The organism is Enterobacter sp. CP102 (genome assembly GCF_025152625.1).
GTDB lineage: Bacteria > Pseudomonadota > Gammaproteobacteria > Enterobacterales > Enterobacteriaceae > Enterobacter > Enterobacter soli.
This window is the reverse complement of sequence record NZ_CP104014.1, coordinates 1,511,748-1,534,783: the sequence shown is the minus strand read 5'-3', so window position 1 is coordinate 1,534,783 and position 23,036 is coordinate 1,511,748. Positions and strand designations below refer to the sequence as shown.

The window sequence follows — 23,036 nt, the reverse complement described above, 5'->3', positions numbered from 1 at the left end:
GATATCACGCCCGTAATTTCAGGTGATAAAGATTATTTGCAGTCGGCTGACGCGCCTTCTTTAACCCATACATCGCTGTTGGATGGTTTATCGCCTTTGGTCCACCATTTCGCACGGTATACATTACCTTCGAAAGTGGTGGTGTCGCCGCCGTTATAAACCACATCAGAACGCCAGTTGAATTTCACCTGACTTACCAGTTCCCATGCGTCGGCATCGAAACCAGGTTTATTGCCCTGAGTCCAGTACTTCGCTTTCCACACCAGGTTATCGGTGCTGACGGTATCACCGCTGTTGTAGACTTTGCTGGCGCTCCACGCAGGATATTTGCTGGCGTTGGCATCAACCGGGGTATCACAGCTGCCGGTCGCAGTACCTTCATCAGACGGTTTGGTACCTTCGTCTGCAGGGGTAGTGCCTTCATCTGCCGGAGTGGTGCCTTCGTCAGACGGCGTAGTGCCTTCGTCAGATGGAACGACCGGGGTCGCTTTCGGCGTCACGTTAACCTGTACGTTGGACTGAACGCTGGTTTTACCATCGCTCACCACCACGCTCAGGGTGTAGGAAGAATCAGAGGTAACTTCCGGCGCAGTGATGCTCACGTTCGCGGTGTCAGTACCGGTCGCGTTCATATCAGCAGGAACGCTCCACGCATAGGTCAGGGCATCGCCATCTGGATCCGCAGCCTGAACATTCAGCGCGTAAGACTGGCCTGCTTCCAGGTTCACCGTCTGCATCTGGTTAACAACCGGTGCCTGGTTAGCTTTCGGCGCTTTGTTCAGAACCTGAACGTCGGCGGTGCTGCTCAGACCTTTGGCATCAGTCACGGTCAGGCGGAACGCCAGGGTCTGGTTGCTGGTCACAGCACCAACGGTGAAGCTCGCTTTCGCTTTGTTGCTGTTGGTCAGGGTGACGCTGGAGCCAGAAATCTGCGTCCATTTGTAGGTGATTGCATCGCCATCTGGATCGGTGGATGCAGAGCCATCCAGAGTTACCGTTACCGGGCCGGTCACGGACTGATCCGCTGCCGCTGCCACTGGCGCATGGTTGGTGACGACAGGTTCAACAGGCGTTGAGCCACCCATCAGGCTTTCGTTCATCGCATTCAGGATGTCGCCGTTATCAGAGTCGATAGACCAGGAGAACAGGCCGCCGAGGTTTTTCGCCAGTACGTATTTACCTTTCGCGGTAGTCGAACGGGCATCTTCATAGGAGATCAGGTCGCCGGTGGATTTGTTAAAGACGTATGGCGCTTCCGCATCCGCGTCATAACCGTATTCCCAGCCCGGTTTGCCTTTGTATTCGTTCACAATCTGACGATAGTCAACTACGCCAGGCTCCCAGGTGCCTTTCACTGCGCCCGTTGCAGTACCGGTGAACGGGTTGTCGCCAGTGTAACCATGTACACCAGTCCATCCGCGGCCATACATGCCCGCACCCACCACGATTTTACCCGGCTGTACACCCTGCCCCAGCAACGCGTCGACGCCGTTAGAGGTGGTGTAGTTGGTGTCCGGACGCCATGCTGGTGCGTGCAGCGCCGCCTGGTGACCCAGCTCGGTATTGCTCCACGCGCCGTAGAAGTCATAGCTCATCAGGAAGATATGGTCGAGGTACTGTTGTACCGTGTTGTAGTCAACGTCTTCGATCTTATCTTTACCGGAACCAATTGCGGTGGTCAGCTCATAGGTACGGCCGGTTTCTGCTGACAATTCGTTCAGCATGGTGCGCAGGTCGTGCATTAATGCAGTGTAGGTGGCTTTATCCTGCTGAGGATTACCCAGGGTTTCGTTCACGCCGCCGCCGCCCGGGAATTCCCAGTCGATATCCACGCCGTCGAAGAATTTCCAGGTTTTCAGGAAGTCTTTAACCGAGGCCACGAAGCGTGCGCGGATGGCGGTATCGTTCATTTTGTAGAATGGATCGGACATGGTCCAGCCGCCGATGGATGGCAGCACTTTCAGATCCGGATGGGCTTTTTTCAGCGCCATCAGCTGGCCAAAGTTACCTTTGTACGGGTCGTCCCAGTTAGTCACACCCGACTGCGGTTTTTGCAGGGCAGCCCACGGATCGTGGATGGCCACGGTGAAGTCCTGGCGGCCCGCACAGGCGCGCTGAAGTGCCGCGAAGCTGTTGCCATTTTCAACGGTTTTCAGACCGTCGTTGATGCCGTCGCCGCCACAGATTGGAATGAAGCCGTACAGGATGTGGTTGAGGTTAGCTGCCGGGATTTTGTCGACCGGGAATTCACGGCCGTACACGCCCCATTCAGGGAAGTATGCGCCCACGACTTTATCGGTATGTTGCGCGAAGGTTTTGTTGTTCTCTCTCAGAGGAGCATTCAGCGGCAGCAGGTGGCTGCCGTCAGTATCGGCAACGATGATCAGCTTGCTTGCGCTTTTGGAACACCCGCTGGCATTACAGAGTTCAACCTGCTCCTGGTAGCGGCCACCTTTTTTGACTTTAAAGGTTGCAGAGCCAGAGGCTCCGGCTGCACCAGACCATACGGTCTGGCCGTCCAGCAGAACTTTGCCGCTGGTCGGCGCATCGCCACTCCAGACGTTCCACTCGACCTTCACATCCACACCATCATTGTGCACTTTAACGAGAGAACCGTAATCCTGTGCGGCCTGGTCAACTTCAACAATAGCAAACTTATCATTGCCACTGCTGATTGAAGGCGTACCTGGCGCGGCGGCAAATACAGAGCCGGATGCCGCTGCAACAAAAAGTGCCAGATATTTAGGCTTCATAAATTTCATTTTTGTTTCCTGATAAATTTATTCGTAATTAAATGACCCATGCTTTCCTTTAAGACATGGAGTTTTCTGCATGTAATAGCTAAAACACTATAACGAGCGGGGTATTACCATAACTATTTACTACCTGAACAATTCCTCTGCAAAAAAGAGACAAACTCCCATTCCATCTATTCTATATTTATTACGATACAGGGAAGAAAAAGCAGATGCCTTTCATTTCCCCGTCGAAAAAAATTTCAAAAAACCTTGACCTGCGCGTTCAGAATGTGACAGCGAATATCTTCCCGATAAAAACAACCATGCCAGCAACAGATAAATAAGGACCAAAAGAAATAGTTTGGTTATTTTTATTTAAATTATTAAATATGAAATAACCAACAATCCCACTTAATGCCGCAATCAGTTCAACAGAAGGTAATGCCTGCCAGCCGCACCATGCCCCCAATGCTGCCAGCAGCTTAAAATCACCGTAACCCAGCCCTTCACGCCCGGTTGCCAGGCGAAAAGCCCAGTACACCAGCCACAGCGAAAGATACCCCGCCACTGCGCCAAAAAGCGCATCGCGCAATGGCAGAGAATGATCGAACGTATGAAAGAGAAGCCCTGCCCACAGCAGCGGCTGCGTCAGGCAATCGGGCAGTAACTGATGCTGCGCGTCAATCATTGCCAGCGGCAGGAGAAATGCAGCCAGCAGCCAGAGCGCGAGCAGCGCCTGCATATCCGGCACACACCAGGCCGTTGTGCCAAAAAATAGCGCGGTGAAAAGCTCAATCAGGAAGATACGCAGTGGGATCGCCGTGCGGCACTGGCTGCAACGCCCGCGCAGAAAAAGCCAGCTCAGCAGCGGAATGTTCTCCCATACCCGCAGCGAATGCTGACATCCCGGACATTGCGAGCCGGGGAACAGCAAATTGCCGCATCCCTCCTCTTCCATCACCATTGCCGGTACGCGCTCTGCCACAACTCCCAGAAAACTGCCCGTTATTGCGCCTAACACCACACTCATGACGGGAAATACAACAGGGTATGCCTCCCGGATCAGTGCGAAGGTATTCATGCTATTTTCATCCAGGTCAGTTGAATTTCGGCTTTAACATCGCTGATATGGTCAACAGGCGTAAGGTTCATTTTCTGCAAGCGGATCCCCGACGTCTGGTTGATTTCGCGTAACCAGTTTTTTAATTCATATACATTAACCCGGTTAACCACGAACGATAATGTCTGCCCATCCTGGCGTAAATCACTCAGCGCTAAATGAATCTCGTGAGCACTATTTTCTACCACGCTGCGCGGGTTATTCGTTTTAACCTGAAGCATCTGAAGATGGTTTTTATCAATTTCCTCACGCATCCAGTTCAGGGTTTCCGTTTGCCGTGTCAGCGTTGATTTACTGCTTTGAATCATATTATCCAGCGGGATCACCCCGGCGTAATACACCACCGCGCAGCTTATTGCGGCGGCACATACTTTTAAGATTATTTTTTCTCTGGCGCTGTAATTCTGATAACGCGATTTCAGCTGAGCAATTCTCTCTTTCATCTATATTTCCCTGTGATCATCGCGGTATAAGGCGCCTCTTTTGAAACGGGCTGTAACGCAAAATCAAAATTAGCGTGCGTCTGGTTAACGAATTCCTGTGATGCCTGCGGGGTTTGTGCACTGACGCTCAGGGTCAGTACGCCTTGCGATGCATCATATTCCAGTGACTCAATTTCCATCGTCGGCACGGCCTGTTTCGCTTTTTCAAGCTCATCCAGTTGCAGGAAGATCCCTTTGCGCTGTTTCTTAATGTTCTGGCCAAAATGGTATTTGATGTTGGTCTGCTGGCGCATACTGGGGAAGTGGTGCTGATAAACCTGCACAATCTCCTGCTGAACCTGGTTTTCTTCCTGCACCAGCATCCAGGCCATCGCCACACGCGGGCCTAACAGCAAGCCGAGCGACAGCAAACCGGCGGCAACGATCATCGCCTTTACGCCTTTCGTTACCCCTTTCTGCGCGCCACGCGAGCTGAACTCGCCGTGCAACACATTGATTTTACACGTCTGCCACTGGGGCTGGATCAGCGCCAGCGGGTGCTGCCAGGGCAACGTTTCATCCACCTCAATCCCGTGCGGAACATCACCGTAACAACGCACTTCACCTTCTCCGGCTTTCTGCATTAGCATCGGGAGCAGTGCGCCGTCCACCTCACAGGCCGAAGCCGGTGCCAGACGCAGCCAGTAGTTATCTTCCAGTGCAACAAGCGTGCTGCCGCCCGTGGCGCAAGGCAGCAGCCAGGCATCCGGTAACGCCTGAATGACGTTTAAGCCCGCCTCACGAAAACAGGCTAACCACTGACGCAGACGCGTGGCATCGATCGCCACAGCGTCCACTTCACGGCCTTTTTTGTTAAGCACCGTCCAGTGAAGGTTGTCCACCTCGCCAATTAATGTCTCTTCCGCCATCCATGAGAACGCCGTGGCTGGCGATGTCATGCCTTTTTTAGGCAGAGTAAAGTGACGGAAGATCATGTCGCTCGCCGGGAGCAACAAGCATACGCGTTCGGCCAGCGGATGGCTGGCAAGTGCACTGAGTGCCGCCAGGTTATCCAGCGCTTCAACCTGCTGGCTACCGGATCCGCACCACCATAATTTCCCGTCCTCGCGGCTGTCGGGACGAATAAAAAGGACCTGTTTCATAGATATCGACTTTTGTTATTCAATCATTCGGTAACGACGTTGCCACGTCACAATCTCGCCGGCTTCGTTATTCACCTGAAGCTGGCTGACCACGCGAAGCGTTAAATCGTCAGTGTTGCCGGTATAGTTGACGCGAAAATAGCGGCTATTGATGGCTATCAGCTCTGCAACCTGCGGCAAATCGTCTTTTAACTGCGGGTAGTTTTGCTCCAGCGCTTTGCTGAACGCCTCCACGCTTTCAAAACCCCCTTCGGGACGAGCATCAAGCAGCCGGACGGCGTCATCTTTGGTTAACTTCCCCGGGAACAGCGCCGCCAGTACGGACGCGTTCTCCGGCTTGAGGGTGTTCACATCCACCTTCGTGGCCATGTCCGGCAGCGCGCATAATAGCGCGCTGACTTTCGGATACGCCGATACGGGAAACGCAGGCAACAGCTTGATTTCAGCAATATTGCGCATCATCTGATTCGCGGGCTGCCGCGCCGGGACAACTCCTGCCCAGGCGTCACTTTCGGCACCCTCTTTTACCGTGGTGCTGTCGCCATCGAGGTAATCCACCAGCTGGAGATAGACCTCTTCGGCGGTGGTCTGGCTGATACCGCTATCGGTCAGGATTTGCTCAACAATCTGCTCTTTGCGCGGCTTTTCCGCCACGGCAGGCGCGTTTTGCACCGGAGCGGATTGATCGGCAGCCAGCAGGTTGTTGACGTTGAAACAGTCCTGCGCATCCTCAACCTGGCTCACCACCGTGTAGTTATCGCCCTGGGTCTCCAGCGGCTGATGCCAGTCACCCTCGGGTGCCAGGGCTTTGCTTTCACCGCTGGCATCGGTTTGCAGGGTGTCTTTCACCACCTTTTCCTGCGCCAGCATGGCCCAGCGCAACTGCTGCTGACTCACCTGGTAGTGCGTTTTTTGCAGATTGCGGCAGAACTGCTGACTGATTTTGGCCGCCAGCGCCGACATCATCACCAGCAGGATCAGCACCACCAGCAGGGCAACGCCCCGCTGTTTGTTCCCCCTGCTCATGGTTGCGCTCCTGTGGTATTCTGCAGCGCCGCTGGTGCGGGCGCTGCGTCCGGCGCTGCCGGTGCTTGTTGATCTTTTTTCTCCGGAGCAGCCGCAACCTCAGGCACATCTCCGGGAGTGGTGAATACCCAGCGCCAGGTATCGCCATTATCCATCGTCAGGCTCAGCTCAACGCCTTCGGGCTGATGGGTGTTATCCGTCCAGCTTTTCTGCCAGCCCTTCAGGTAAAAACGCCACTGCATCGATTTCACCTCGCGCACGACGGGCACTTCATCCGGTTTTATCGTTTCCGGGCCATCGATAGCGGGCCAGACATCGCGGTACAAAACCCCCTCTTCCAGCCGCCAGCGCACACGCTCCAGCTGCACCGTTCCGCTCACGCCATTGAGCGTGGTCAGTTCGATGGCATTCTCATCCTGGCGAAACACATCCGGTTCATTACGCGGCGCGCGCGCCTGAAGCTGAAAGAAATCACGCTCCATCAGGCTCCAGGCGCGCTGGAGCTGGTTAAGCTTTGCCGCGCTGGCATCTGTTGCCGAGCTGGTACGCATCGCGCCGTCCAGAATTTGCCAGGCGAGCGTGCTGATCACCGCAAAAATGGTGAGCGCAATCATGATCTCCAGCAGGGTGAAACCGCGCTGGCGTTGCGTGTTCTTCACTTGCTCTCTCCTGGCGGAATAATGCTCAGCGCAATCACCGGCTGGCTTTCATCACCTTCGGCATAGACCCGAATTTCATTGGCCCAGACGTTGCTGGCGGTTTTTACCCGCTGCTTGTGCCAGTTCCAGCTGCGCCCGCCCATCAGCTCTGTGCCCTGTTCTTCCGCATCCGGGAAGTCACTTTTGCTGAGCTGTGCCTCCGCCAGCTGATTTTCGGCCACCCAGCTGGCCTGCAATGTTTCGGCAAGGCCGTGGGTGAAACGCACGTTAAGGGAGACGGAGTTCATCAGCGCCAGCGCAGCGGTGGAAAAGATAACCAGGGCGACCATCACCTCCAGCAACGTCATGCCTTTTTGCGTCGTTCTGCGTTTAGTCATCGTTTTCCACCGAGACGGGCGCCGCGCCCTGCGACACAACGCGGAAATGGTGCTGTTTGTCGTAGCTTTGCAACGCAAGCGTAAAACGGCCGATCTCCCCGTCAGGCAGAAAGACGATTTGTGGTTCGGCATCTGTCGTGGCGGCCAGTCGCTGCGGGGAAAGCGAAACGTGCATCTCTTCGGGAAAATCCCCGCGGGTGGTAATTCGCCCGGCAGATAATGGCACCCAGTGCCGCTCGCCATTTTTATCTTCAAGCGTCACCAGCTGATATTTTTCAGCCGTAATAACCAGCCCGACGATATTTCCGTCCATCACTGCACGATCGGAACCATAATCCACAAGGGCTTTTAATTGCTGGCCAAATATGTCCGCACCACTGCGTGACGGTATTGTTGACACCACCATCATGGCGCAACTGGCAAATATCACCAGCGCCAGAATAATTTCCAGCAATGTAAAGCCACGTTGCTTTTTCATTATTTTGCTTGTTTGTCGAGTGACCAGTTGGTGATGTCATCCGCAGTATTCGCTTCACCGTCGGGGCCTGCAGAAAATACGTCTACAGCACCGTGTTCGCCTGGGCTAACCAGCAGATAATCATTTCCCCATGGGTCTTGCGGCAGGCGGCGAATATAGCCATCCGCGCGGTATCCATTCGGGATTGGCGCAATCTCAGGCTTTGTCACCAGCGCCTGCAAGCCTTGTTCGGTGGTGGGATAACGGTGGTTATCCAGCTTATACATATCGAGTGAACCTTCGAGCGCAACAATATCGCTGGTGGCTTTCTGGGCATCCGCTTTTTCTTTATTGCCCATCAGGTTGGGTACGACCATACTCGCCAGAACGCCGAGAATAACAATTACCACCATTAATTCGAGCAATGTGAAGCCCGCCTGGCGAGCCAGGTTTTTACGTTTTATAGCCATTTAATTAACCTACCATGTTATTAAGTTGCAGAAGCGGTTGTAATATTGACAACACGATAAATAAAACTATCGTCGCCATTGGTACCACCAGCGCCGGTTCAAAAACCGACAGTGTTAATGTAATGCGGTGCTGTAACGCGGATTCCTGGTTTTCTGCCGCGCGATCCATTAAGTTGCCTAATTCACCGCTCTCTTCACCGGAAGCAATCATATACAGCATGGTTGGCGGGAAGAGTTTCGCCTGTTCCAGTGCCGCATATAATGACGCCCCCTGGCGAACGGTATCAGCCGCCTGCTCCAGGACCTGTCGCGCACAGAGGTTTTCGATACCGTCCATCGCGATATACATCCCTTCCAGCAGCGGGACACTGCTCGCCTGCAAAATACTCAGGGTGCGGATGTAGCGGGCGCTGTTAATGGCGCACACCAGCTTTTTAATCGGCGAACCGTTTACCAGCCAGCTGTGCCAGCGAAAACGGTTTTTGCCGTTTCTGATCCAGGTTTTGAACCCGACAAACGCGCCCGCCAGGCTACCGGCGATGTAAATCCCATAGGCCTGCAAGAAATCACTCACGGCGATAAGCGTACGGGTGGTTATCGGCAGTTGCTGTTTCATATGGGTGAACTGTTCAATCACCTGCGGAACCACCGCCACCAGCAGAATGCTGATCACCGCAATCGCCACCACCGTCAGGGTGATCGGGTAGACCATCGCCTGCGTCAGCTTACTTTTCATTTTCTGGCGCTGTTCGTTGTATTCCGCCAGCTTTTCCAGCACATCGCCCAGGTGCCCGGTTTTCTCACCCGCCATCACCAGCGTGCAGTAGAGCTTGTCGAAGGTGCGCGGAAACTGGCTAAAAGCGTCAAACAGCGTATGCCCTTCCACCACTTTTTCGCGGATCTCCACCACCATCGATGCCAGCTTTTTGTCTTCCGTCTGTTTCGAAATCGCCTTGAGCGCGCTTTCCAGCGGCAAGGCGGCGTTGACCAGCGTCGAGAGCTGGCGGGTAAACATCGACAGCACCGGCGTGGAGAGCCTGGCGCCGGTTGCGGCTTTCCCCGCCGCCGCCTTCTCGCGGGTTTCGGTAATGCTGACCGGCATCAGCTTCTGTTCGCGCAGTATCTGGCGAACCTGCTTTTGCCCCTCGGCCTGCAACGTGCCGCGCCGGGTTTTCCCCGCGGCGTCCGTTGCCGTCCATGCGTAGAAGGCCATCAGTCATCGCCTCCACGTTCGGCAGTGACTCGCATCACCTCTTCAAGTGATGTGACGCCGCTAATCACCTTCAGCAGACCGTTTTCCCGCAGGCTATAGGCCTGCTTAAAAAGCTGCGTTTCGATGGACATTTCATCTTTATTTTCATGAATGGCGCGACGCATGGTGCTGTCTACCACCAGGAATTCATGAATGCCCGCACGTCCCTGATAGCCGCTCTGGCGGCAATATTCGCACCCCACGGCGCGATAAATTGCTTTTGGCGGAGTGTCCATAAAGCTGAACAGCACTTTTTCATTGTCGTCCAGCGGACTGGTCGTACGGCAGTGAGTACACAGCCGACGCACCAGACGCTGGGCAATGACACCGAGCAACGATGAACCAATTAAAAACGATTCCAGCCCCATATCCCGCAGACGCGTAATCGCCCCCGCGGCGCTGTTGGTGTGAAGCGTAGACATGACCAGGTGACCGGTTAGCGACGCCTGCACCGCAATTTGCGCGGTTTCACCGTCACGAATTTCCCCGATCATCACCACATCCGGGTCCTGGCGCAGGATCGCGCGCAGCCCGCGGGCAAAGGTCATGTCCACGCGCGGGTTAACCTGTGTCTGTCCCACCCCTTCCAGCTCATACTCAATCGGGTCTTCTACGGTCAGAATGTTGCGTTCATGGCCATTAAGCGCCGAAAGAATGGCGTACAGGGTGGTACTTTTACCGGAGCCTGTCGGCCCGGTGACCAGGATAATGCCGTGCGGGCGGTCAATCAGCCCCTTTAACTTTTCCAGCTCTTCATCAATCAGGCCGAGCTTGTTGATATCCGGCTTGAGGTTACTTTTATCGAGCAAACGCATGACCACGCGCTCGCCATACTGCGATGGAATGGTGGACACACGCACGTCGATAGCCTTGCGGCCAATGCGCAGCGAAATACGGCCATCCTGCGGCAGGCGTTTTTCCGCGATATCGAGTTTTGACATCACCTTGATACGCGATACCAGCAACGGCGCGAGTTTACGCGCGGGTTGCAGCACCGGTCGCAGCACGCCGTCGACACGAAAACGGATACTCAGCGTGCGTTCGAAGGTTTCGATATGAATATCCGACGCGCCCTCTTTTACCGCCTCGCCAAGAATGGCGTTGATCAGGCGGATCACCGGAGAGTTTTCGTCGTTATCCAGCAGATTCTCGTTATCGGGGATCTCCTCGGTTAACGCCATCAGATCGATATCCGCATCCATGTCGTCAACCAGCTGTTGCGAGACACCGCTGTTCTGTTGCCAGATTTTCGCCAGCATCTCTTCAAACGCTTCCGCTGTCAGGGTGACGGGAACGAATGAGCGTCCCAGCACCCGGCGCATCTCCAGCAGCGCAAACGCCGGAACATCGTCACGGACATAGACATCGTCGCTGTAAAACAGGATGCCGTTATCTTTCGCGTAGCTGCCGCTGCACAGAAATTTACTCAGTTCGTCCACGTTACACCCCCGCTACTCTTTGAACGGATTGCGTGTGGCGCTGGCTTTCACCGGTGCCGCACCGTTCTGTGCAGGGAAGGAAGGCAACACGGCATTATCCGTGGGGGCAAGAATGCCCAGTTTCTTCTCTTCAATACGCTGCTGCTGGCGCGCACGCATCTGGTCGTAACGCTCTTTGGTTGCCGCGCTGTAGTTATCGTCATCACGCAACACGGTGGTATGAATGAAGACCATCAGGTTGCGTTTAGATGTATCCTGCGAGGTGTAGCGGAAAAGCTGCCCCACCAGCGGGATATCGCCCAGCAGCGGCACTTTCGATACCGACTGTTTGGTGACGTTTTCCATCAGACCACCCAGCACAACCGTCTGGCCACTGTGCACCATCACTTCGTTATTAATGGTGCGCGTGTTGAAGGTCGGGCCGAGGCTGGCGTCTTCCGTGGCGCTGTTATCCACGCTGGAGACTTCCTGTTCAATCTTCAGATGGATCATGTCGCCGTCGTTGATCTGCGGAACAATCTTCAGCTTCGTCCCCACCGTTTTACGCTCTACGGAGTTAAAGACATTATCGCCACTGGTGGTTTGCGAGCCGGAGAGCACCGGCACATCCTGGCCCACGTTGAACGAGGCCTCTTTGTTATCCAGCGTCACCACGCTCGGCGTGGAGAGAATGTCGTTTTTGCCTTCGGTCGAGAGCGCCGTCATCAGCGCACCGAAATCGCCGTTAAAGAAGCCGGTCGCCATCCCGGTGAAACTCGCCCCTTTCAGGGTGCCATCCTTCACCTGGCTAATCGGTAATCCGGTGGCACCAAACTGCACCCCACCGTGTTTACCCGTCCACTGCACACCGAGATCCAGTCCGTTTCCGTCCTGGACCTCAGCAATGATCGCCTCCACCAGCACCTGCGGACGACGAATATCGAGCTTGTCGATAACCTTCTCCAGCGAGCTCATGACGTTTGGCTGGGCGGTGATCACCAGCGAGTTGGTGGATTCATCCGCCGTAATATTCAGGTCGGTTGCGGTAGTGGCGGTTTTCGCTTTTGCCGCACCCGCTTTGTCTTTCAGCTGTTCGCCAATCCCGGTTAAGACCGGAACCACTTTGGTGGCGCTGGCATACTTGAGGTAGAACACGCGGGTGTTGCCTTCGTTATTCTGCTCACGATCCAGCTGACCGATAAGCGAGCGGGTACGCGCCCGCGCATCTTCCGACCCGCTGATCACCAGACTGTTGGTTTCGTCATCCGCCACCACTTTGGTTGCCAGCTGCGGTGCGTTCTGCCCTTTCTGCTCTTCGTTGTTGAGGTTGTTCAACATATCGGAAAGCTCTTTGGCGGAGGCATAGCGCAACGGGACGATTTCACGGCGCTGCATCCCGGAGCGATCGACGCGCTCAACCAGGTCTACCAGACGGTTTACCACCGAGGCTTTACCGGTTAATAACAGCACGTTAGACGGCTCGAAATGCACCACGTTGCCAATGCCCGAGGCATCGTTGAGCTGGCGCAGAAGCGGAGCCAGTTCACGCACGGGGACGTTCTCCATACGCACCACGCGGGTGATAATTTCATCCCCTTTGCCCGGATTTTTACTGTCGGCAATCGGGGCCCCTGCGGTACGCGCCACGCTTGAACGCACCACTTTCACCATACCGTTATCCATCGGGATCACCGACAAACCGTACAGATCCAGCACGCTCAGGAAGAACTGATAATATTCGTCTTCCGTCAGCACGTTATAGGTTCTGACCGATACCGTTCCCTGAACGGAAGGATCGACCAGAATGGTTTTATTTAAATTACGGCCTACCGTATCGATAAACTCACGAATATCGGTATTTTTAAAACTGGCGCTAAAGTTTGCTGCAAACAGCGAACCGGAATATAACGACAATGCGGTAAGCGCCACGCACGCCCATGGAAATTTCTTCATGTCTGTACACTTGTTAATTGTTTAGAACATTAACCCGAATATTTTCAAGGTGCGCATGACGCCTGACGACGACCTCCGCCTCTTTCATTTTCGACCAGTTAGCAATAATATTTTTCGCCTGTGACGCTTCGGTCATATCGACTGAATTAATTTTCACCGCCACATCGCCCTTTTCCAGCCCGGAATGGCTGAAGAAAGAAGATGCATTCCGTGGATTAAGGTTATAGCCTTCCAGTTGGCCTTTTTCGATTAACGGCTTTAACACCAGATAATCATCAAGATGCAGGCTGTCAGCGCCAGCATCTTTTGTCGATTTGGTTACCGGGCCGCTCTCCACGCCCCCTTTAAAATAATCAGGTTTCTTTAATGCCAATACCTGCGTAGTACCTTCGTAATTAACCACCACATTATCTTTATTAATCTCTTCGATAAACGCATCGTTAAACCCGGTCAGGGCTTCCCCTTCGCGGTAGCTTTTTTGCCCGCCAGAGGTCTTGATCATGGCAAAGGAAAGCCAGGCGTCGTCACTGCTTACGATGCCTTCAACCTCTGCGGCCAATGGTGCTTTAACCGCTTGCGGCTGGTTAACCTGACGTACCGCGGCCGTAAAAAGGGCAAAGTCTTTCTCTTCACGGCGACTTTTTTTCGGCTGCTTATCAGCATTAGCTAACTTAGTGGTAACTTTTTTATAATCTTTAATGATGACATACCCTTGCTGACCACAAAAAATCAGCAATACAAACATAATACAGGGCGTAATCAACCGGGAAAGAAATGAGAACCTCATTATTCATCTGGCCTTTAGCAAAGCAAAAATAAGCAGCAGCGTGCTGCGCCAATATGTGATGAAAATAATAGTCAGGCGGTTTTGTATCGACCACAGGCTTTGCCATTAACTTTCATACAGAAAAATATTGACCGTTAAATAAACTGATGTTAGGACATGCCGGGAGGTTATTTTTACCCTGGTTATTAATTGCCCAAACTCCTGGCTTATCTTACTTTTCGCACCATTGCTATTCATATAAAGAGCCGGTAAGACGTTATGTATCAGAGTCATTTCAACTTTCACACTCCGCCATTCAGAAAAGTCACTCGCCTGTCAGGCGACTTTTTCGTTCCCTATCACCAGGATGTCTTTAACCTGCTGAAAGAAAAAACCCGGCAGGCGGGGGTAACCGGACTCTTTTGCAACGATGCCCAACTGACCCGTCAGTTTAGTGATGCCTTAAAGAAAGGCGACCAGACAGTCCTGGCCATTAACGCCTTCCCGAAACTGAGCGCCAGCAGCCTGCTGTATAAACTCCACCCAGGAACCAAAGAGAGTGCGTCCCGTATTCAGGCGATTGATACGGTACTGGGCCACTGGCAGAAGGCGTACCCCTCACGCAAAGTAACGCATCAGGTGCTGGTGATTTCGCATATCGAAGCGATGAAAGAGAGCTGCCATGACCTGCTCGCCATGTTGCTGACCCGCGCTCAGGAGCTTGAGATTTCATTGTCAGTGGTACTGATGGGCGCAGCCGAACAGGAAGCTCACCTGCTGGCGCAGTCCGGTCTTCGGGAATATGTGCATACGCACCACACTATCCGGGCGCTGACCTGCCGCGAATTTCTCAGTTATGTGCAGGCTCAGTGTGAAGCGCATGGCGCTGAAACATCCCCTCTGGCCCCTGCCCGCGTGCGTAAACTCCACGCCCTGACCAAAGGCAACTTCAGTAAACTGAATGAGCTTGCCCATCTTTCGATGCTGGCCGCATGGACAGAGCGCGCGCCGGTGGTTGGGCCGCGTCATTTACGCCTCGCGGCAGGCGAAGTTCTTCCGCCGGTCAGCCATCGCCAGCGGCTGGCTACCGTCGGCTTATTTGCCTCTGTACTCTTCGCCGCCTGTGGCTGGTATCTGACCTCCACCCTTAGCGCAACACTGCCTGTTCAGCTGCCGGTTCCGGCGAGCTGGAAACAGCAAAAACCGCAGGTGAAGGCGCCGGTGATCCCCGCTATTGATGACGAAATGGTTAATCAGCCGGATGCCATGCATCAGCTGTATCTCATGTGGGGTTACGATGCCTCGGCGGAGGATGCGCTGTGCCAGAACGCGGCGAAGGTGAACCTGATGTGCAAACAAGGTCGTGCCACGGTGGCAGAGCTGGCACAGGAAGGTTACCCGTGGGTGAGTGAACTGAAAACCGGCAATCATCTTAACTATGCCGTTGTTGCCCGCGCCGGGAGTGACTCTATGGATCTGTTAATGAATAACCGCACCTGGCAGGTGAGCCGCAGCTGGTTCAACCAACATGCCACCGGGAATTACACCCAGCTGCATCGTCTGACGCCCGCGGGTAAAGATGAGATCAGCGCCGCCAGCAGCAATAAAGATATTGCGTGGCTCGACAGTCAGCTGAGCCAGGCGCTTTCCCGGCCGGAAACGCAGGCCCAGAGCTGGACGGCGGAATTAATGCAACGCACCCGTATATTCCAGCAACAAATGAACCTGCATGTGGATGGTATTCCAGGTGAAGACACCCTGATGCAGCTGATGCGGGTGACCAACACCACCCCAAGCGTTCTTATCCAGGCATCCCAGGCAGCGGCCGGGGCGAAAACGCAGGAGAAAAAATCATAATGTCCACGATATGTCTTGCAGCCCAGCGCAGCTACACCACCGGGGAAGCCGTCTGGTTTTCGTATCGTTTTCCCGGATTTAACAAGATCGTCGGCCTGTTCCTGTTATGGATGGCAGGTTTGTGCGCCATGCTGATTGCCGGGGTGTATGCCCACATTTACTGGAACCTGCGACACCCGGCGCCAGAGCCGGTAAAAGTGAGTATCGCAAGACCGGAAACCCAGCTTTCAGATATGCATTATGTGTACGTGAGCAAACCGTTCCCGCACCCGCAACCGAAACCGGTGCCTCAGCATGAGAGTGCACATCTTCCCGCCATGCAGGATCTGCCGCTCAATAGCGATGATACCGACTGGCAACAAGCACCGGAGGGTAATGTTGCGCATGACACTTCACGGGATACCTTGCCAGGAACAGATGCGCATGAGAATGCCTCCGACAGTACGGATAATAACGATTCATCTTTAAAAGAATTATTTAAGCAGGCATTGCAGGAACAACAGCAGGATTACTCGCAGGGGAAAATTCCCGCGCCGCCCGTTGACGAAACGCAGGATATTTCACAATCACACAGTATTCACCAGGGAATTAAAGAGTCTCCTTTAGCCAGGAAAGGAGACCAGCTGGAATAATCAATATTTTTCCGGCAATGTTGTCATATTAATCAGGCGACCCTTTTCGACAACAATATACTGACCTTTTTTCAGGTCGGAGAGAATTTTAATAATGGTACTACGCGCCAGGTTGGTGTATTCCTGAATGTAATCATAAACGTTAATATCACGTTGATGGTGTACAATCAGTTCATTGATCTCAAGTAAAAATTCGCGGACAACGGAATAAGCACTGCGGGCAACCAGCACGTCATCGCGCTTGCTCAGCAGGCAGATATACCATGACAGCACTTTGGTCAGCTCAGGCCACAGGTTTTTCTCTGTCATCAGGCGCGCAAAATCGTCTTTTTTGATAGAGCGTACCACCGTGTTTGCACGCACCAGAGCGTACATATGAGAAGAGTTATAGAAAATAGCTGACAGACCAAAAATGCACTGCCCTTGTAAGGTAAACACGCACAACTCGTCAGATACACGGCGGAACTCAATTTCACCGCTGACGATAATATGAATATACTCAGAATCTGCCGTTGAGATTTTTTGCCATTTTTTTAACGTTTTTTCTTTGTACCCTGATGTTGCTGAAATAATGGCTTCCATTTCATCGTGCGGACGCAGTTTTTTACCATAAATGCTTAACATTGTTATACCCGTTTAAGATGATTAAATTAATAATATAGAGAACATACGCCCGTTAATTAAATTATCCGGCGCATTGTTGAATCAAAACCAGGATCAGTTACTGAATATAGATAAGCAGTATTAACATAATCCCTGAAGATGCTTAGCAAGCTATACGTCTATATTAAACGCGGGTAATTTTAAGTCAATTAACTATAAATTAATTGAGTTTGAACTTAAGATTAATCTCAAGAAAAACATGGGAAAGCCCAGGCATTCGGGGGATACCGAAGGATCACCCCTGCCCGTATTTCTCTAAAAGTGCTTCGGCAATTGCCATTGTTTCTATATCAGCAACACCATTCCAGCGTTGTGGGCGGAAATGCATCTGAAATACCGTAATCACCCGCTTTTGCTGAGCCTCGGTACTATTTTCCGGGAGCTCATAACCGTAACGCGCGAGTAAATCCAGCAATGCGGCAGTTTCCACCGGCTGATAGGGCGGTCGGCCATTGATATAGAACGCGACGCGCGCCGGATCGGGCCATGCGCCAATTCCCTGCTGCGCAAGCTCACGCCACGGGAACAGCGGGCCAGGATCGTCTTTGCGCTGTGGGGCGATATCGGAATGCGCGACCACGTTTTCCGGTTTGATGTGGTAACGGGCAATAATGTCTTTGGCAAGCGGGATAAGCGCGGCAATTTGCGCCGGTTCAAACGGCGTGAACATTTTGTCTCCGCCCGTTTTTTGCCAGCCGCGGTTTTCCAGCTCAATCCCCACAGAGGTATCATTTATACGGTTCGTGCCACGCCAGAAGCTGATGCCCGCGTGCCAGGCAAGCTCACTCTCCGGCACCAGTTGCCAGATGCGCGGTTTACCGTCAGGTGTGGGGGGTTGTGCGGGGATCAAATAATGAGAGCTGACGTTTTTATCCGTCAGTGTTGCCAGCGAGCTGTCAAAATCATCGGCGGTGTAGTGAATAACCAGCACCTTTATACGCGGGTATGCCGCCTGCGCCTGATGACGGGTATCCAGCTCGTACGCGCCTTTATCGACAATGCCTTTTTCAGCGGCACACCCTGCCAGCAACAGCGCCAGCAGGAGCGTGGAGAGCAAACGCTTCATCGACGGGTTTTCACCGCCGTGCCGCTGACGCTCACCATCAGCATACTGGCATCTTTGCCCACCGTTTCGTAGTCGATATCAATCCCGACAACCGCATCAGCGCCCAGGGCTTTGGCCTGCTCGCCCAGCTCTTTGAACGCGATTTCGCGCGCTTTACGCAGCTCTTTTTCATACGCGCCAGAGCGCCCGCCGACGATGTCGCGGATCCCGGCAAAAAAGTCGCGGAAGATATTCGCGCCCAGGATGGCTTCGCCCGTTACCACACCGCAATACTCGATGATCGGCTGCCCTTCCAGGGTTGGCGTTGTTGAAAACTGCATCGTTTCTCTCCTTCTTTAGCGTTCAATGCCTTAGCGTGCAACTCAGCCAGCATTATCGGTTCGTTACGCTATGATTGAAAGGATAGTTAATAAATAAGGAAATCAACATGCGCTACTCTGCTTTAACGCTTTTAGTGCCATGCGCGCTGGTGCTCAGCGCCTGCACCACGACGGTTACGCCGGCTTTTAAGGATATCGGAACGCGCAGCGGCCCCTGCATAGACGGTGGCCCGGATGCCGTGGCGCAGCAGTTCTATGATTATCGTATTCAGCACCGCAGTAACGACATTACCGCGCTGCGCCCGTATCTGAGCGATGGTCTGGCGAAACTGCTGAACGATGCAAGTCGCGATCCGCAGCATAATACGTTGCTGAAAGACGATCCGTTCTCCAGCCGCACAACACTCCCTGACAGCGCCGAAGTTGCCAGCGCATCCACCATTCCTAATACCGATGCGCGAAACATTCCTCTGCGCGTGAAACTGACCCAGGGAACCCAATCCTGGCAGGATGAAGTGCTGATGATCCGCGAAGGGCAGTGCTGGGCTATCGACGATGTACGCTACGTGGGAGGCAGTGTTCATGCCCCGGCAGGCACACTGCGCCAGTCGATTGAGAACCGCTAAACCATCCGTTACAAAATTGTTAACCCCGTAAAATGTGCGGCATTTCATGCGGAATGCCGACATTTATACTCGCCGCCATTGCCCTTCGCTATTTTGTGCTATGTTTAGAAGGTATTACGGGTTATATTTAACTTTTAACGCATAAATATTGCATAACTATTCTGTCAACGGTACTATCTGCGGCCTCAATTGCTATAGATTGCCTGGATGAGTAAAGACTGCCCCGATGAGTATTAAACTAAACGGCATTAACTGCTTCTACGGCGCACACCAGGCGCTGTTCGACATCACGCTGAACTGCCCCGAGGGCGAAACGCTGGTTTTGCTCGGCCCAAGCGGCGCAGGCAAAAGCTCCCTTCTGCGTGTCCTCAATCTGCTTGAAATGCCTCGTTCAGGTACGCTGGCGATTGCCGGTAACCACTTTGATTTCGCGAAAACGCCGTCTGATAAAGCCATTCGCGAACTGCGTCAGAACGTGGGCATGGTATTTCAGCAATACAATCTTTGGCCGCACCTGACCGTACTGCAAAACCTGATTGAAGCGCCTTGTCGTGTGCTCGGTTTAAGCAAAGATCAGGCGATGGCTCGTGCCGAAAAACTGCTGGAACGTCTGCGTCTTAAGCCTTACAGCGATCGTTATCCACTGCACCTTTCCGGTGGTCAGCAGCAGCGTGTGGCCATTGCCCGCGCCCTGATGATGGAACCGGCCGTACTGCTGTTTGATGAGCCGACGGCGGCACTCGACCCGGAAATCACCGCCCAGATCGTAAGCATTATTCGTGAGCTGGCGGAAACCAACATTACGCAGGTTATCGTAACCCATGAAGTGGAAGTGGCGCGTAAAACCGCCAGCCGCGTGGTCTACATGGAAAACGGATTTATCGTCGAGCAAGGCGATGCAAGCTGCTTCACAAATCCGCAAACCGATGCCTTTAAAAATTACTTATCTCACTGATGTGTTAGGGAAATGATAATGAAAAAAGTATTGATTGCAGCACTGCTTGCGAGCGTCAGCCTTTCCGCTACCGCAGCCCAGACTATTCGTTTCGCTACCGAAGCGTCTTATCCTCCGTTTGAATCCATCGATGCGAACAACAAAATTGTTGGCTTCGATGTCGATCTGGCTAACGCCCTGTGTAAAGAGATCGATGCCACCTGTACCTTCAGCAACCAGGCGTTCGACAGCCTGATCCCAAGCCTGAAGTTCCGCCGTATTGACGCCGTCATGGCGGGTATGGACATCACCCCTGAGCGTGAAAAACAGGTTCTGTTCACTACCCCTTACTATGACAACTCTGCCCTGTTCATTGGTCAGAAAGGGAAGTACACCTCTGTTGATCAGCTGAAAGGCAAGAAAGTGGGCGTACAGAACGGCACCACGCACCAGAAATTCATCATGGATAAACATCCGGAAATCACCACCGTTCCTTACGACAGCTATCAGAATGCGAAGCTGGATCTGCAGAACGGCCGTATCGATGGCGTATTTGGTGATACCGCCGTGGTGACCGAATGGCTGAAAGCCAACGATAAACTGGCCGCTGTGGGCGACAAAGTGACCGATAAGGACTACTTCGGCACAGGTCTGGGGATTGCCGTTCGTCAGGGCAACACTGAGCTGCAGCAGAAATTCAACGCTGCGCTGGAAAAAGTGAAGAAAGACGGCACCTACGAAACCATCTACAAAAAATGGTTCCAGAAGTAATTCCTGATGAATGAAATTTTTCCTTTAGCAAGCGCCGCTGGGATGACCGTCGGCCTTGCCGTTTGTGCACTCATTATCGGCCTGGTGCTGGCGATGTTCTTCGCGGTGTGGGAATCGGCTAAATGGTTCCCCGTCGCCTGGACGGGCTCAGCGCTGGTCACCGTGCTGCGTGGGCTACCCGAAATTCTGGTAGTCCTGTTCATCTATTTCGGCTCCTCGCAGCTGCTGCTAATGCTGTCTGACGGCTTCACCATCAATCTTGGTGTGGTACAGATCCCGATTCAGATGCAGATTGAGAATTTTGACGTCAGCCCGTTCCTGTGTGGCGTGATCGCGCTCTCCCTGCTCTATTCCGCCTATGCGTCGCAGACGCTGCGCGGCGCGCTAAAAGCGGTGCCTCAGGGGCAGTGGGAATCCGGCCAGGCGCTGGGGTTGTCGAAATCAGCGATCTTCTTCCGTCTGGTGATGCCACAGATGTGGCGACATGCCCTGCCGGGGCTGGGCAATCAGTGGCTGGTTCTGCTGAAAGATACGGCTCTGGTGAGCCTTATCAGCGTGAACGACCTGATGCTGCAAACCAAAAGTATCGCGACCCGCACCCAGGAGCCATTTACCTGGTACATTGTGGCTGCGGCTATCTACCTGGTGATCACGTTGCTGAGTCAGTACATCCTTAAGCGTATTGACCTGCGTGCAACGCGTTTTGAACGGAGACCAGGCTGATGCTTGAGTATTTACCCGAGCTGATGAAAGGGCTGCACACCAGCCTGACGCTGACCGTGGCGTCCATCATCGTGGCGCTGATCCTGGCACTCATTTTTACCATCATCCTGACGCTGAAAACGCCGGTGCTGGTGTGGATTGTGCGCGGCTATATCACCCTGTTTACCGGTACGCCGCTGCTGGTGCAGATCTTCCTGATTTACTACGGGCCTGGGCAGTTCCCGTCTTTGCAGAACTACCCGGTTATCTGGCACCTGCTCTCCGAGCCGTGGCTGTGTGCCCTGATTGCTCTCTCGCTGAACAGCGCGGCCTATACCACGCAGCTGTTTTACGGTGCGATCCGCGCGATCCCGCAAGGACAATGGCAGTCCTGCGGCGCGCTGGGGATGAGCAAGAAAGACACGCTGGCGATCCTGCTGCCGTATGCGTTTAAACGTGCGCTCTCATCGTATTCCAACGAAGTGGTGCTGGTGTTCAAGAGTACCTCTCTGGCCTACACCATTACGCTGATGGAAGTGATGGGCCACGGGCAGCTTCTGTATGGACGCACCTACGATGTCATGGTGTTTGGCGCAGCGGGCCTGGTGTATCTGGTAGTGAATGGTTTGCTGACGCTGATGATGCGTTTAATCGAGCGTAAAGCGCTGGCGTTTGAACGCCGTAATTAAATCAGCATTTGCATAATCACAAATTACGAAGACGGGCAAGTCTAAACACTGCCCGTCTTTTTTTATTTATTAAGTAATATTTAATCATTTTTATTGCATATAAATTCAATCACTGGCATTGTACGTCCATGCCGCAGACACGGCGCATAAGACAGATTGACAGACGGGAGCATTAAAATGAAAAAGTTAGTTCTGGCCGCATTACTGGCAACTTTCGCCGCTGGCGCAGCAGCCGCAGATAAAATCAATTTCGGCGTATCTGCCACTTACCCACCTTTTGAATCCCTGGATGCCAGCAACCAGATCGTCGGTTTTGATATCGACCTGGCAAAAGCGCTGTGCAAACAGATGCAGGCCGACTGCACTTTCACCAACCACGCCTTTGACAGCCTGATCCCGTCGCTGAAATTCAAAAAATACGACGCAGTGATCTCCGGTATGGATATCACGCCAGAGCGTAGCAAACAGGTTTCCTTCACCGACCCGTACTACGCGAACTCCGCCGTGGTGATTGCGAAGAAAGGTGCTTATAAATCCTTTGACGAGCTGAAAGGCAAACGCATCGGTATGGAAAACGGCACCACGCACCAGAAATACCTTCAGGACAAACATCCGGAAGTGAAAACCGTGGCCTATGACAGCTATCAGAATGCGATTATCGACCTGAAAAACGGCCGTATTGATGGCGTGTTCGGTGACACCGCCGTGGTGAACGAGTGGCTGAAAACCAACCCGCAGCTGGGTACAGCAACCGGGAAAGTCACCGATCCACAGTACTTCGGTACCGGTCTGGGTATCGCGGTTCGCCCGGATAACAAAGCCTTGCTGGAAAAACTGAACGGCGCCCTGAAAGCCATTAAAGCTGACGGCACCTATCAGAAAATCAGCGATCAGTGGTTCCCGCAGTAATTGTTTTTGCCGGGTGACGGCTTCGCCTTACCCGGCCTACGGGGGG

General features: G+C 53.3%; 24 protein-coding genes. 8 read left to right on the top strand and 16 right to left on the bottom strand.

All coding sequences use genetic code 11. From position 1 onward, the window contains the following. Window positions 1–32: 32 nt before the first annotated feature. The 13 genes from N1249_RS07195 to gspC form a co-directional block, all read right to left on the bottom strand. Window positions 33–2,762: a glycosyl hydrolase family 18 protein gene (locus tag N1249_RS07195; RefSeq protein WP_259836118.1), complete on the bottom strand. Its 2,730-nt coding sequence runs from the start codon at window positions 2,760–2,762 to the stop codon at window positions 33–35. 259 nt (window positions 2,763–3,021) lie between these two features. After that, entirely contained in the window at window positions 3,022–3,819 is a 798-nt protein-coding gene (locus N1249_RS07190; protein WP_259836116.1) for an A24 family peptidase, read from the bottom strand. Further along, the gene (locus tag N1249_RS07185; RefSeq protein WP_259836113.1) at window positions 3,816–4,301 is read right to left on the bottom strand and encodes a type II secretion system protein M; all 486 of its coding nucleotides are present in this window, start codon (window positions 4,299–4,301) and stop codon (window positions 3,816–3,818) included. Before N1249_RS07185 ends, N1249_RS07190 begins: the two co-directional genes overlap by 4 nt. Then, window positions 4,298–5,443: a type II secretion system protein GspL gene (gene gspL, locus N1249_RS07180; RefSeq protein ID WP_259836110.1), complete on the bottom strand. Its 1,146-nt coding sequence runs from the start codon at window positions 5,441–5,443 to the stop codon at window positions 4,298–4,300. Before gspL ends, N1249_RS07185 begins: the two co-directional genes overlap by 4 nt. 15 nt (window positions 5,444–5,458) lie before the next feature. After that, complete coding sequence (gene gspK / locus N1249_RS07175; protein WP_259836107.1) at window positions 5,459–6,469, bottom strand: type II secretion system minor pseudopilin GspK; 1,011 nt, start codon at window positions 6,467–6,469, stop codon at window positions 5,459–5,461. Beyond that, window positions 6,466–7,128 carry a type II secretion system minor pseudopilin GspJ gene (gspJ, locus tag N1249_RS07170; RefSeq protein WP_259836104.1) on the bottom strand — a complete coding sequence of 221 codons (663 nt, stop codon included), beginning with the start codon at window positions 7,126–7,128 and terminating at the stop codon, window positions 6,466–6,468. Before gspJ ends, gspK begins: the two co-directional genes overlap by 4 nt. Further along, the gene (gspI, locus tag N1249_RS07165; protein ID WP_259836101.1) at window positions 7,125–7,505 is read right to left on the bottom strand and encodes a type II secretion system minor pseudopilin GspI; all 381 of its coding nucleotides are present in this window, start codon (window positions 7,503–7,505) and stop codon (window positions 7,125–7,127) included. The genes gspJ and gspI overlap by 4 nt, the downstream gene beginning before the upstream one ends. Further along, window positions 7,498–7,983 (bottom strand): type II secretion system minor pseudopilin GspH, encoded by a 486-nt coding sequence (gspH, locus tag N1249_RS07160; RefSeq protein ID WP_259836099.1) that lies wholly within the window; start codon window positions 7,981–7,983, stop codon window positions 7,498–7,500. The genes gspI and gspH overlap by 8 nt, the downstream gene beginning before the upstream one ends. Continuing rightward, a complete protein-coding gene (gspG, locus tag N1249_RS07155; RefSeq protein WP_259836076.1) occupies window positions 7,983–8,432 on the bottom strand; it encodes a type II secretion system major pseudopilin GspG in 450 nt (149 codons plus the stop codon). The genes gspH and gspG overlap by 1 nt, the downstream gene beginning before the upstream one ends. A gap of 4 nt (window positions 8,433–8,436) precedes the next feature. Further along, on the bottom strand, window positions 8,437–9,645 hold the full coding sequence (gspF, locus tag N1249_RS07150; RefSeq protein WP_259836073.1) for a type II secretion system inner membrane protein GspF: 1,209 nt from the start codon (window positions 9,643–9,645) through the stop codon (window positions 8,437–8,439). Further along, window positions 9,645–11,123 carry a type II secretion system ATPase GspE gene (gene gspE / locus N1249_RS07145; protein WP_311202539.1) on the bottom strand — a complete coding sequence of 493 codons (1,479 nt, stop codon included), beginning with the start codon at window positions 11,121–11,123 and terminating at the stop codon, window positions 9,645–9,647. Before gspE ends, gspF begins: the two co-directional genes overlap by 1 nt. Before the next feature lie 12 nt (window positions 11,124–11,135). Beyond that, the gene (gspD, locus tag N1249_RS07140; RefSeq protein ID WP_259836070.1) at window positions 11,136–13,055 is read right to left on the bottom strand and encodes a type II secretion system secretin GspD; all 1,920 of its coding nucleotides are present in this window, start codon (window positions 13,053–13,055) and stop codon (window positions 11,136–11,138) included. Between the two features lie 13 nt (window positions 13,056–13,068). Then, on the bottom strand, window positions 13,069–13,800 hold the full coding sequence (gene gspC / locus N1249_RS07135) for a type II secretion system protein GspC (protein ID WP_259836059.1): 732 nt from the start codon (window positions 13,798–13,800) through the stop codon (window positions 13,069–13,071). Window positions 13,801–14,100: 300 nt separating this feature from the next. Between gspC and N1249_RS07130 the strand changes: the two genes are divergently transcribed. Both N1249_RS07130 and N1249_RS07125 read left to right on the top strand, forming a co-directional pair. Further along, complete coding sequence (locus N1249_RS07130) at window positions 14,101–15,678, top strand: peptidoglycan-binding protein (RefSeq protein ID WP_259836057.1); 1,578 nt, start codon at window positions 14,101–14,103, stop codon at window positions 15,676–15,678. Beyond that, window positions 15,678–16,310: a hypothetical protein gene (locus tag N1249_RS07125; RefSeq protein ID WP_259836049.1), complete on the top strand. Its 633-nt coding sequence runs from the start codon at window positions 15,678–15,680 to the stop codon at window positions 16,308–16,310. Before N1249_RS07130 ends, N1249_RS07125 begins: the two co-directional genes overlap by 1 nt. Here N1249_RS07125 and N1249_RS07120 read toward each other — a convergent pair whose 3' ends face one another. The 3 genes from N1249_RS07120 to N1249_RS07110 all read right to left on the bottom strand — a co-directional run bounded on the left by N1249_RS07120 (window position 16,311) and on the right by N1249_RS07110 (window position 18,359). After that, window positions 16,311–16,934, bottom strand: coding sequence for a helix-turn-helix domain-containing protein (locus tag N1249_RS07120; RefSeq protein WP_259836047.1), 624 nt, complete (start codon window positions 16,932–16,934; stop codon window positions 16,311–16,313). A gap of 274 nt (window positions 16,935–17,208) precedes the next feature. Next, window positions 17,209–18,039 carry an N-acetylmuramoyl-L-alanine amidase gene (locus N1249_RS07115; protein ID WP_259836044.1) on the bottom strand — a complete coding sequence of 277 codons (831 nt, stop codon included), beginning with the start codon at window positions 18,037–18,039 and terminating at the stop codon, window positions 17,209–17,211. Then, on the bottom strand, window positions 18,036–18,359 hold the full coding sequence (locus N1249_RS07110; protein WP_112012253.1) for a heavy metal-binding domain-containing protein: 324 nt from the start codon (window positions 18,357–18,359) through the stop codon (window positions 18,036–18,038). Before N1249_RS07110 ends, N1249_RS07115 begins: the two co-directional genes overlap by 4 nt. Before the next feature lie 107 nt (window positions 18,360–18,466). Between N1249_RS07110 and N1249_RS07105 the strand changes: the two genes are divergently transcribed. The 6 genes from N1249_RS07105 to artJ all read left to right on the top strand — a co-directional run bounded on the left by N1249_RS07105 (window position 18,467) and on the right by artJ (window position 22,990). After that, window positions 18,467–18,985: a lipoprotein gene (locus tag N1249_RS07105; RefSeq protein ID WP_259836039.1), complete on the top strand. Its 519-nt coding sequence runs from the start codon at window positions 18,467–18,469 to the stop codon at window positions 18,983–18,985. A 226-nt stretch (window positions 18,986–19,211) separates the two neighbouring features. Next, on the top strand, window positions 19,212–19,940 hold the full coding sequence (gene artP, locus N1249_RS07100) for an arginine ABC transporter ATP-binding protein ArtP (RefSeq protein WP_014069520.1): 729 nt from the start codon (window positions 19,212–19,214) through the stop codon (window positions 19,938–19,940). An 18-nt stretch (window positions 19,941–19,958) separates the two neighbouring features. Next, entirely contained in the window at window positions 19,959–20,690 is a 732-nt protein-coding gene (gene artI / locus N1249_RS07095; RefSeq protein ID WP_259836036.1) for an arginine ABC transporter substrate-binding protein ArtI, read from the top strand. 6 nt (window positions 20,691–20,696) lie between these two features. After that, window positions 20,697–21,413, top strand: coding sequence for an arginine ABC transporter permease ArtQ (gene artQ, locus N1249_RS07090; protein ID WP_182060174.1), 717 nt, complete (start codon window positions 20,697–20,699; stop codon window positions 21,411–21,413). After that, window positions 21,413–22,081 (top strand): arginine ABC transporter permease ArtM, encoded by a 669-nt coding sequence (gene artM, locus N1249_RS07085; RefSeq protein WP_259836031.1) that lies wholly within the window; start codon window positions 21,413–21,415, stop codon window positions 22,079–22,081. The genes artQ and artM overlap by 1 nt, the downstream gene beginning before the upstream one ends. Window positions 22,082–22,258: 177 nt before the next feature. After that, the gene (artJ, locus tag N1249_RS07080; RefSeq protein WP_259836027.1) at window positions 22,259–22,990 is read left to right on the top strand and encodes an arginine ABC transporter substrate-binding protein ArtJ; all 732 of its coding nucleotides are present in this window, start codon (window positions 22,259–22,261) and stop codon (window positions 22,988–22,990) included. Window positions 22,991–23,036: the final 46 nt, after the last annotated feature.

Bases quoted from the DNA above. Each gene is read 5' to 3' on its own strand.
- N1249_RS07195 (WP_259836118.1), bottom strand. From the start codon at position 2,762: ATGAAATTTATGAAGCCTAAATATCTGGCACTTTTTGTTGCAGCGGCA.
- N1249_RS07190 (WP_259836116.1), bottom strand. From the start codon at position 3,819: ATGAATACCTTCGCACTGATCCGGGAGGCATACCCTGTTGTATTTCCC.
- N1249_RS07185 (WP_259836113.1), bottom strand. From the start codon at position 4,301: ATGAAAGAGAGAATTGCTCAGCTGAAATCGCGTTATCAGAATTACAGC.
- gspL (WP_259836110.1), bottom strand. From the start codon at position 5,443: ATGAAACAGGTCCTTTTTATTCGTCCCGACAGCCGCGAGGACGGGAAA.
- gspK (WP_259836107.1), bottom strand. From the start codon at position 6,469: ATGAGCAGGGGGAACAAACAGCGGGGCGTTGCCCTGCTGGTGGTGCTG.
- gspI (WP_259836101.1), bottom strand. From the start codon at position 7,505: ATGACTAAACGCAGAACGACGCAAAAAGGCATGACGTTGCTGGAGGTG.
- gspH (WP_259836099.1), bottom strand. From the start codon at position 7,983: ATGAAAAAGCAACGTGGCTTTACATTGCTGGAAATTATTCTGGCGCTG.
- gspG (WP_259836076.1), bottom strand. From the start codon at position 8,432: ATGGCTATAAAACGTAAAAACCTGGCTCGCCAGGCGGGCTTCACATTG.
- gspF (WP_259836073.1), bottom strand. From the start codon at position 9,645: ATGGCCTTCTACGCATGGACGGCAACGGACGCCGCGGGGAAAACCCGG.
- gspD (WP_259836070.1), bottom strand. From the start codon at position 13,055: ATGAAGAAATTTCCATGGGCGTGCGTGGCGCTTACCGCATTGTCGTTA.
- gspC (WP_259836059.1), bottom strand. From the start codon at position 13,800: ATGTTTGTATTGCTGATTTTTTGTGGTCAGCAAGGGTATGTCATCATT.
- N1249_RS07130 (WP_259836057.1), top strand. From the start codon at position 14,101: ATGTATCAGAGTCATTTCAACTTTCACACTCCGCCATTCAGAAAAGTC.
- N1249_RS07125 (WP_259836049.1), top strand. From the start codon at position 15,678: ATGTCCACGATATGTCTTGCAGCCCAGCGCAGCTACACCACCGGGGAA.
- N1249_RS07120 (WP_259836047.1), bottom strand. From the start codon at position 16,934: ATGTTAAGCATTTATGGTAAAAAACTGCGTCCGCACGATGAAATGGAA.
- N1249_RS07115 (WP_259836044.1), bottom strand. From the start codon at position 18,039: ATGAAGCGTTTGCTCTCCACGCTCCTGCTGGCGCTGTTGCTGGCAGGG.
- N1249_RS07110 (WP_112012253.1), bottom strand. From the start codon at position 18,359: ATGCAGTTTTCAACAACGCCAACCCTGGAAGGGCAGCCGATCATCGAG.
- N1249_RS07105 (WP_259836039.1), top strand. From the start codon at position 18,467: ATGCGCTACTCTGCTTTAACGCTTTTAGTGCCATGCGCGCTGGTGCTC.
- artP (WP_014069520.1), top strand. From the start codon at position 19,212: ATGAGTATTAAACTAAACGGCATTAACTGCTTCTACGGCGCACACCAG.
- artI (WP_259836036.1), top strand. From the start codon at position 19,959: ATGAAAAAAGTATTGATTGCAGCACTGCTTGCGAGCGTCAGCCTTTCC.
- artQ (WP_182060174.1), top strand. From the start codon at position 20,697: ATGAATGAAATTTTTCCTTTAGCAAGCGCCGCTGGGATGACCGTCGGC.
- artM (WP_259836031.1), top strand. From the start codon at position 21,413: ATGCTTGAGTATTTACCCGAGCTGATGAAAGGGCTGCACACCAGCCTG.
- artJ (WP_259836027.1), top strand. From the start codon at position 22,259: ATGAAAAAGTTAGTTCTGGCCGCATTACTGGCAACTTTCGCCGCTGGC.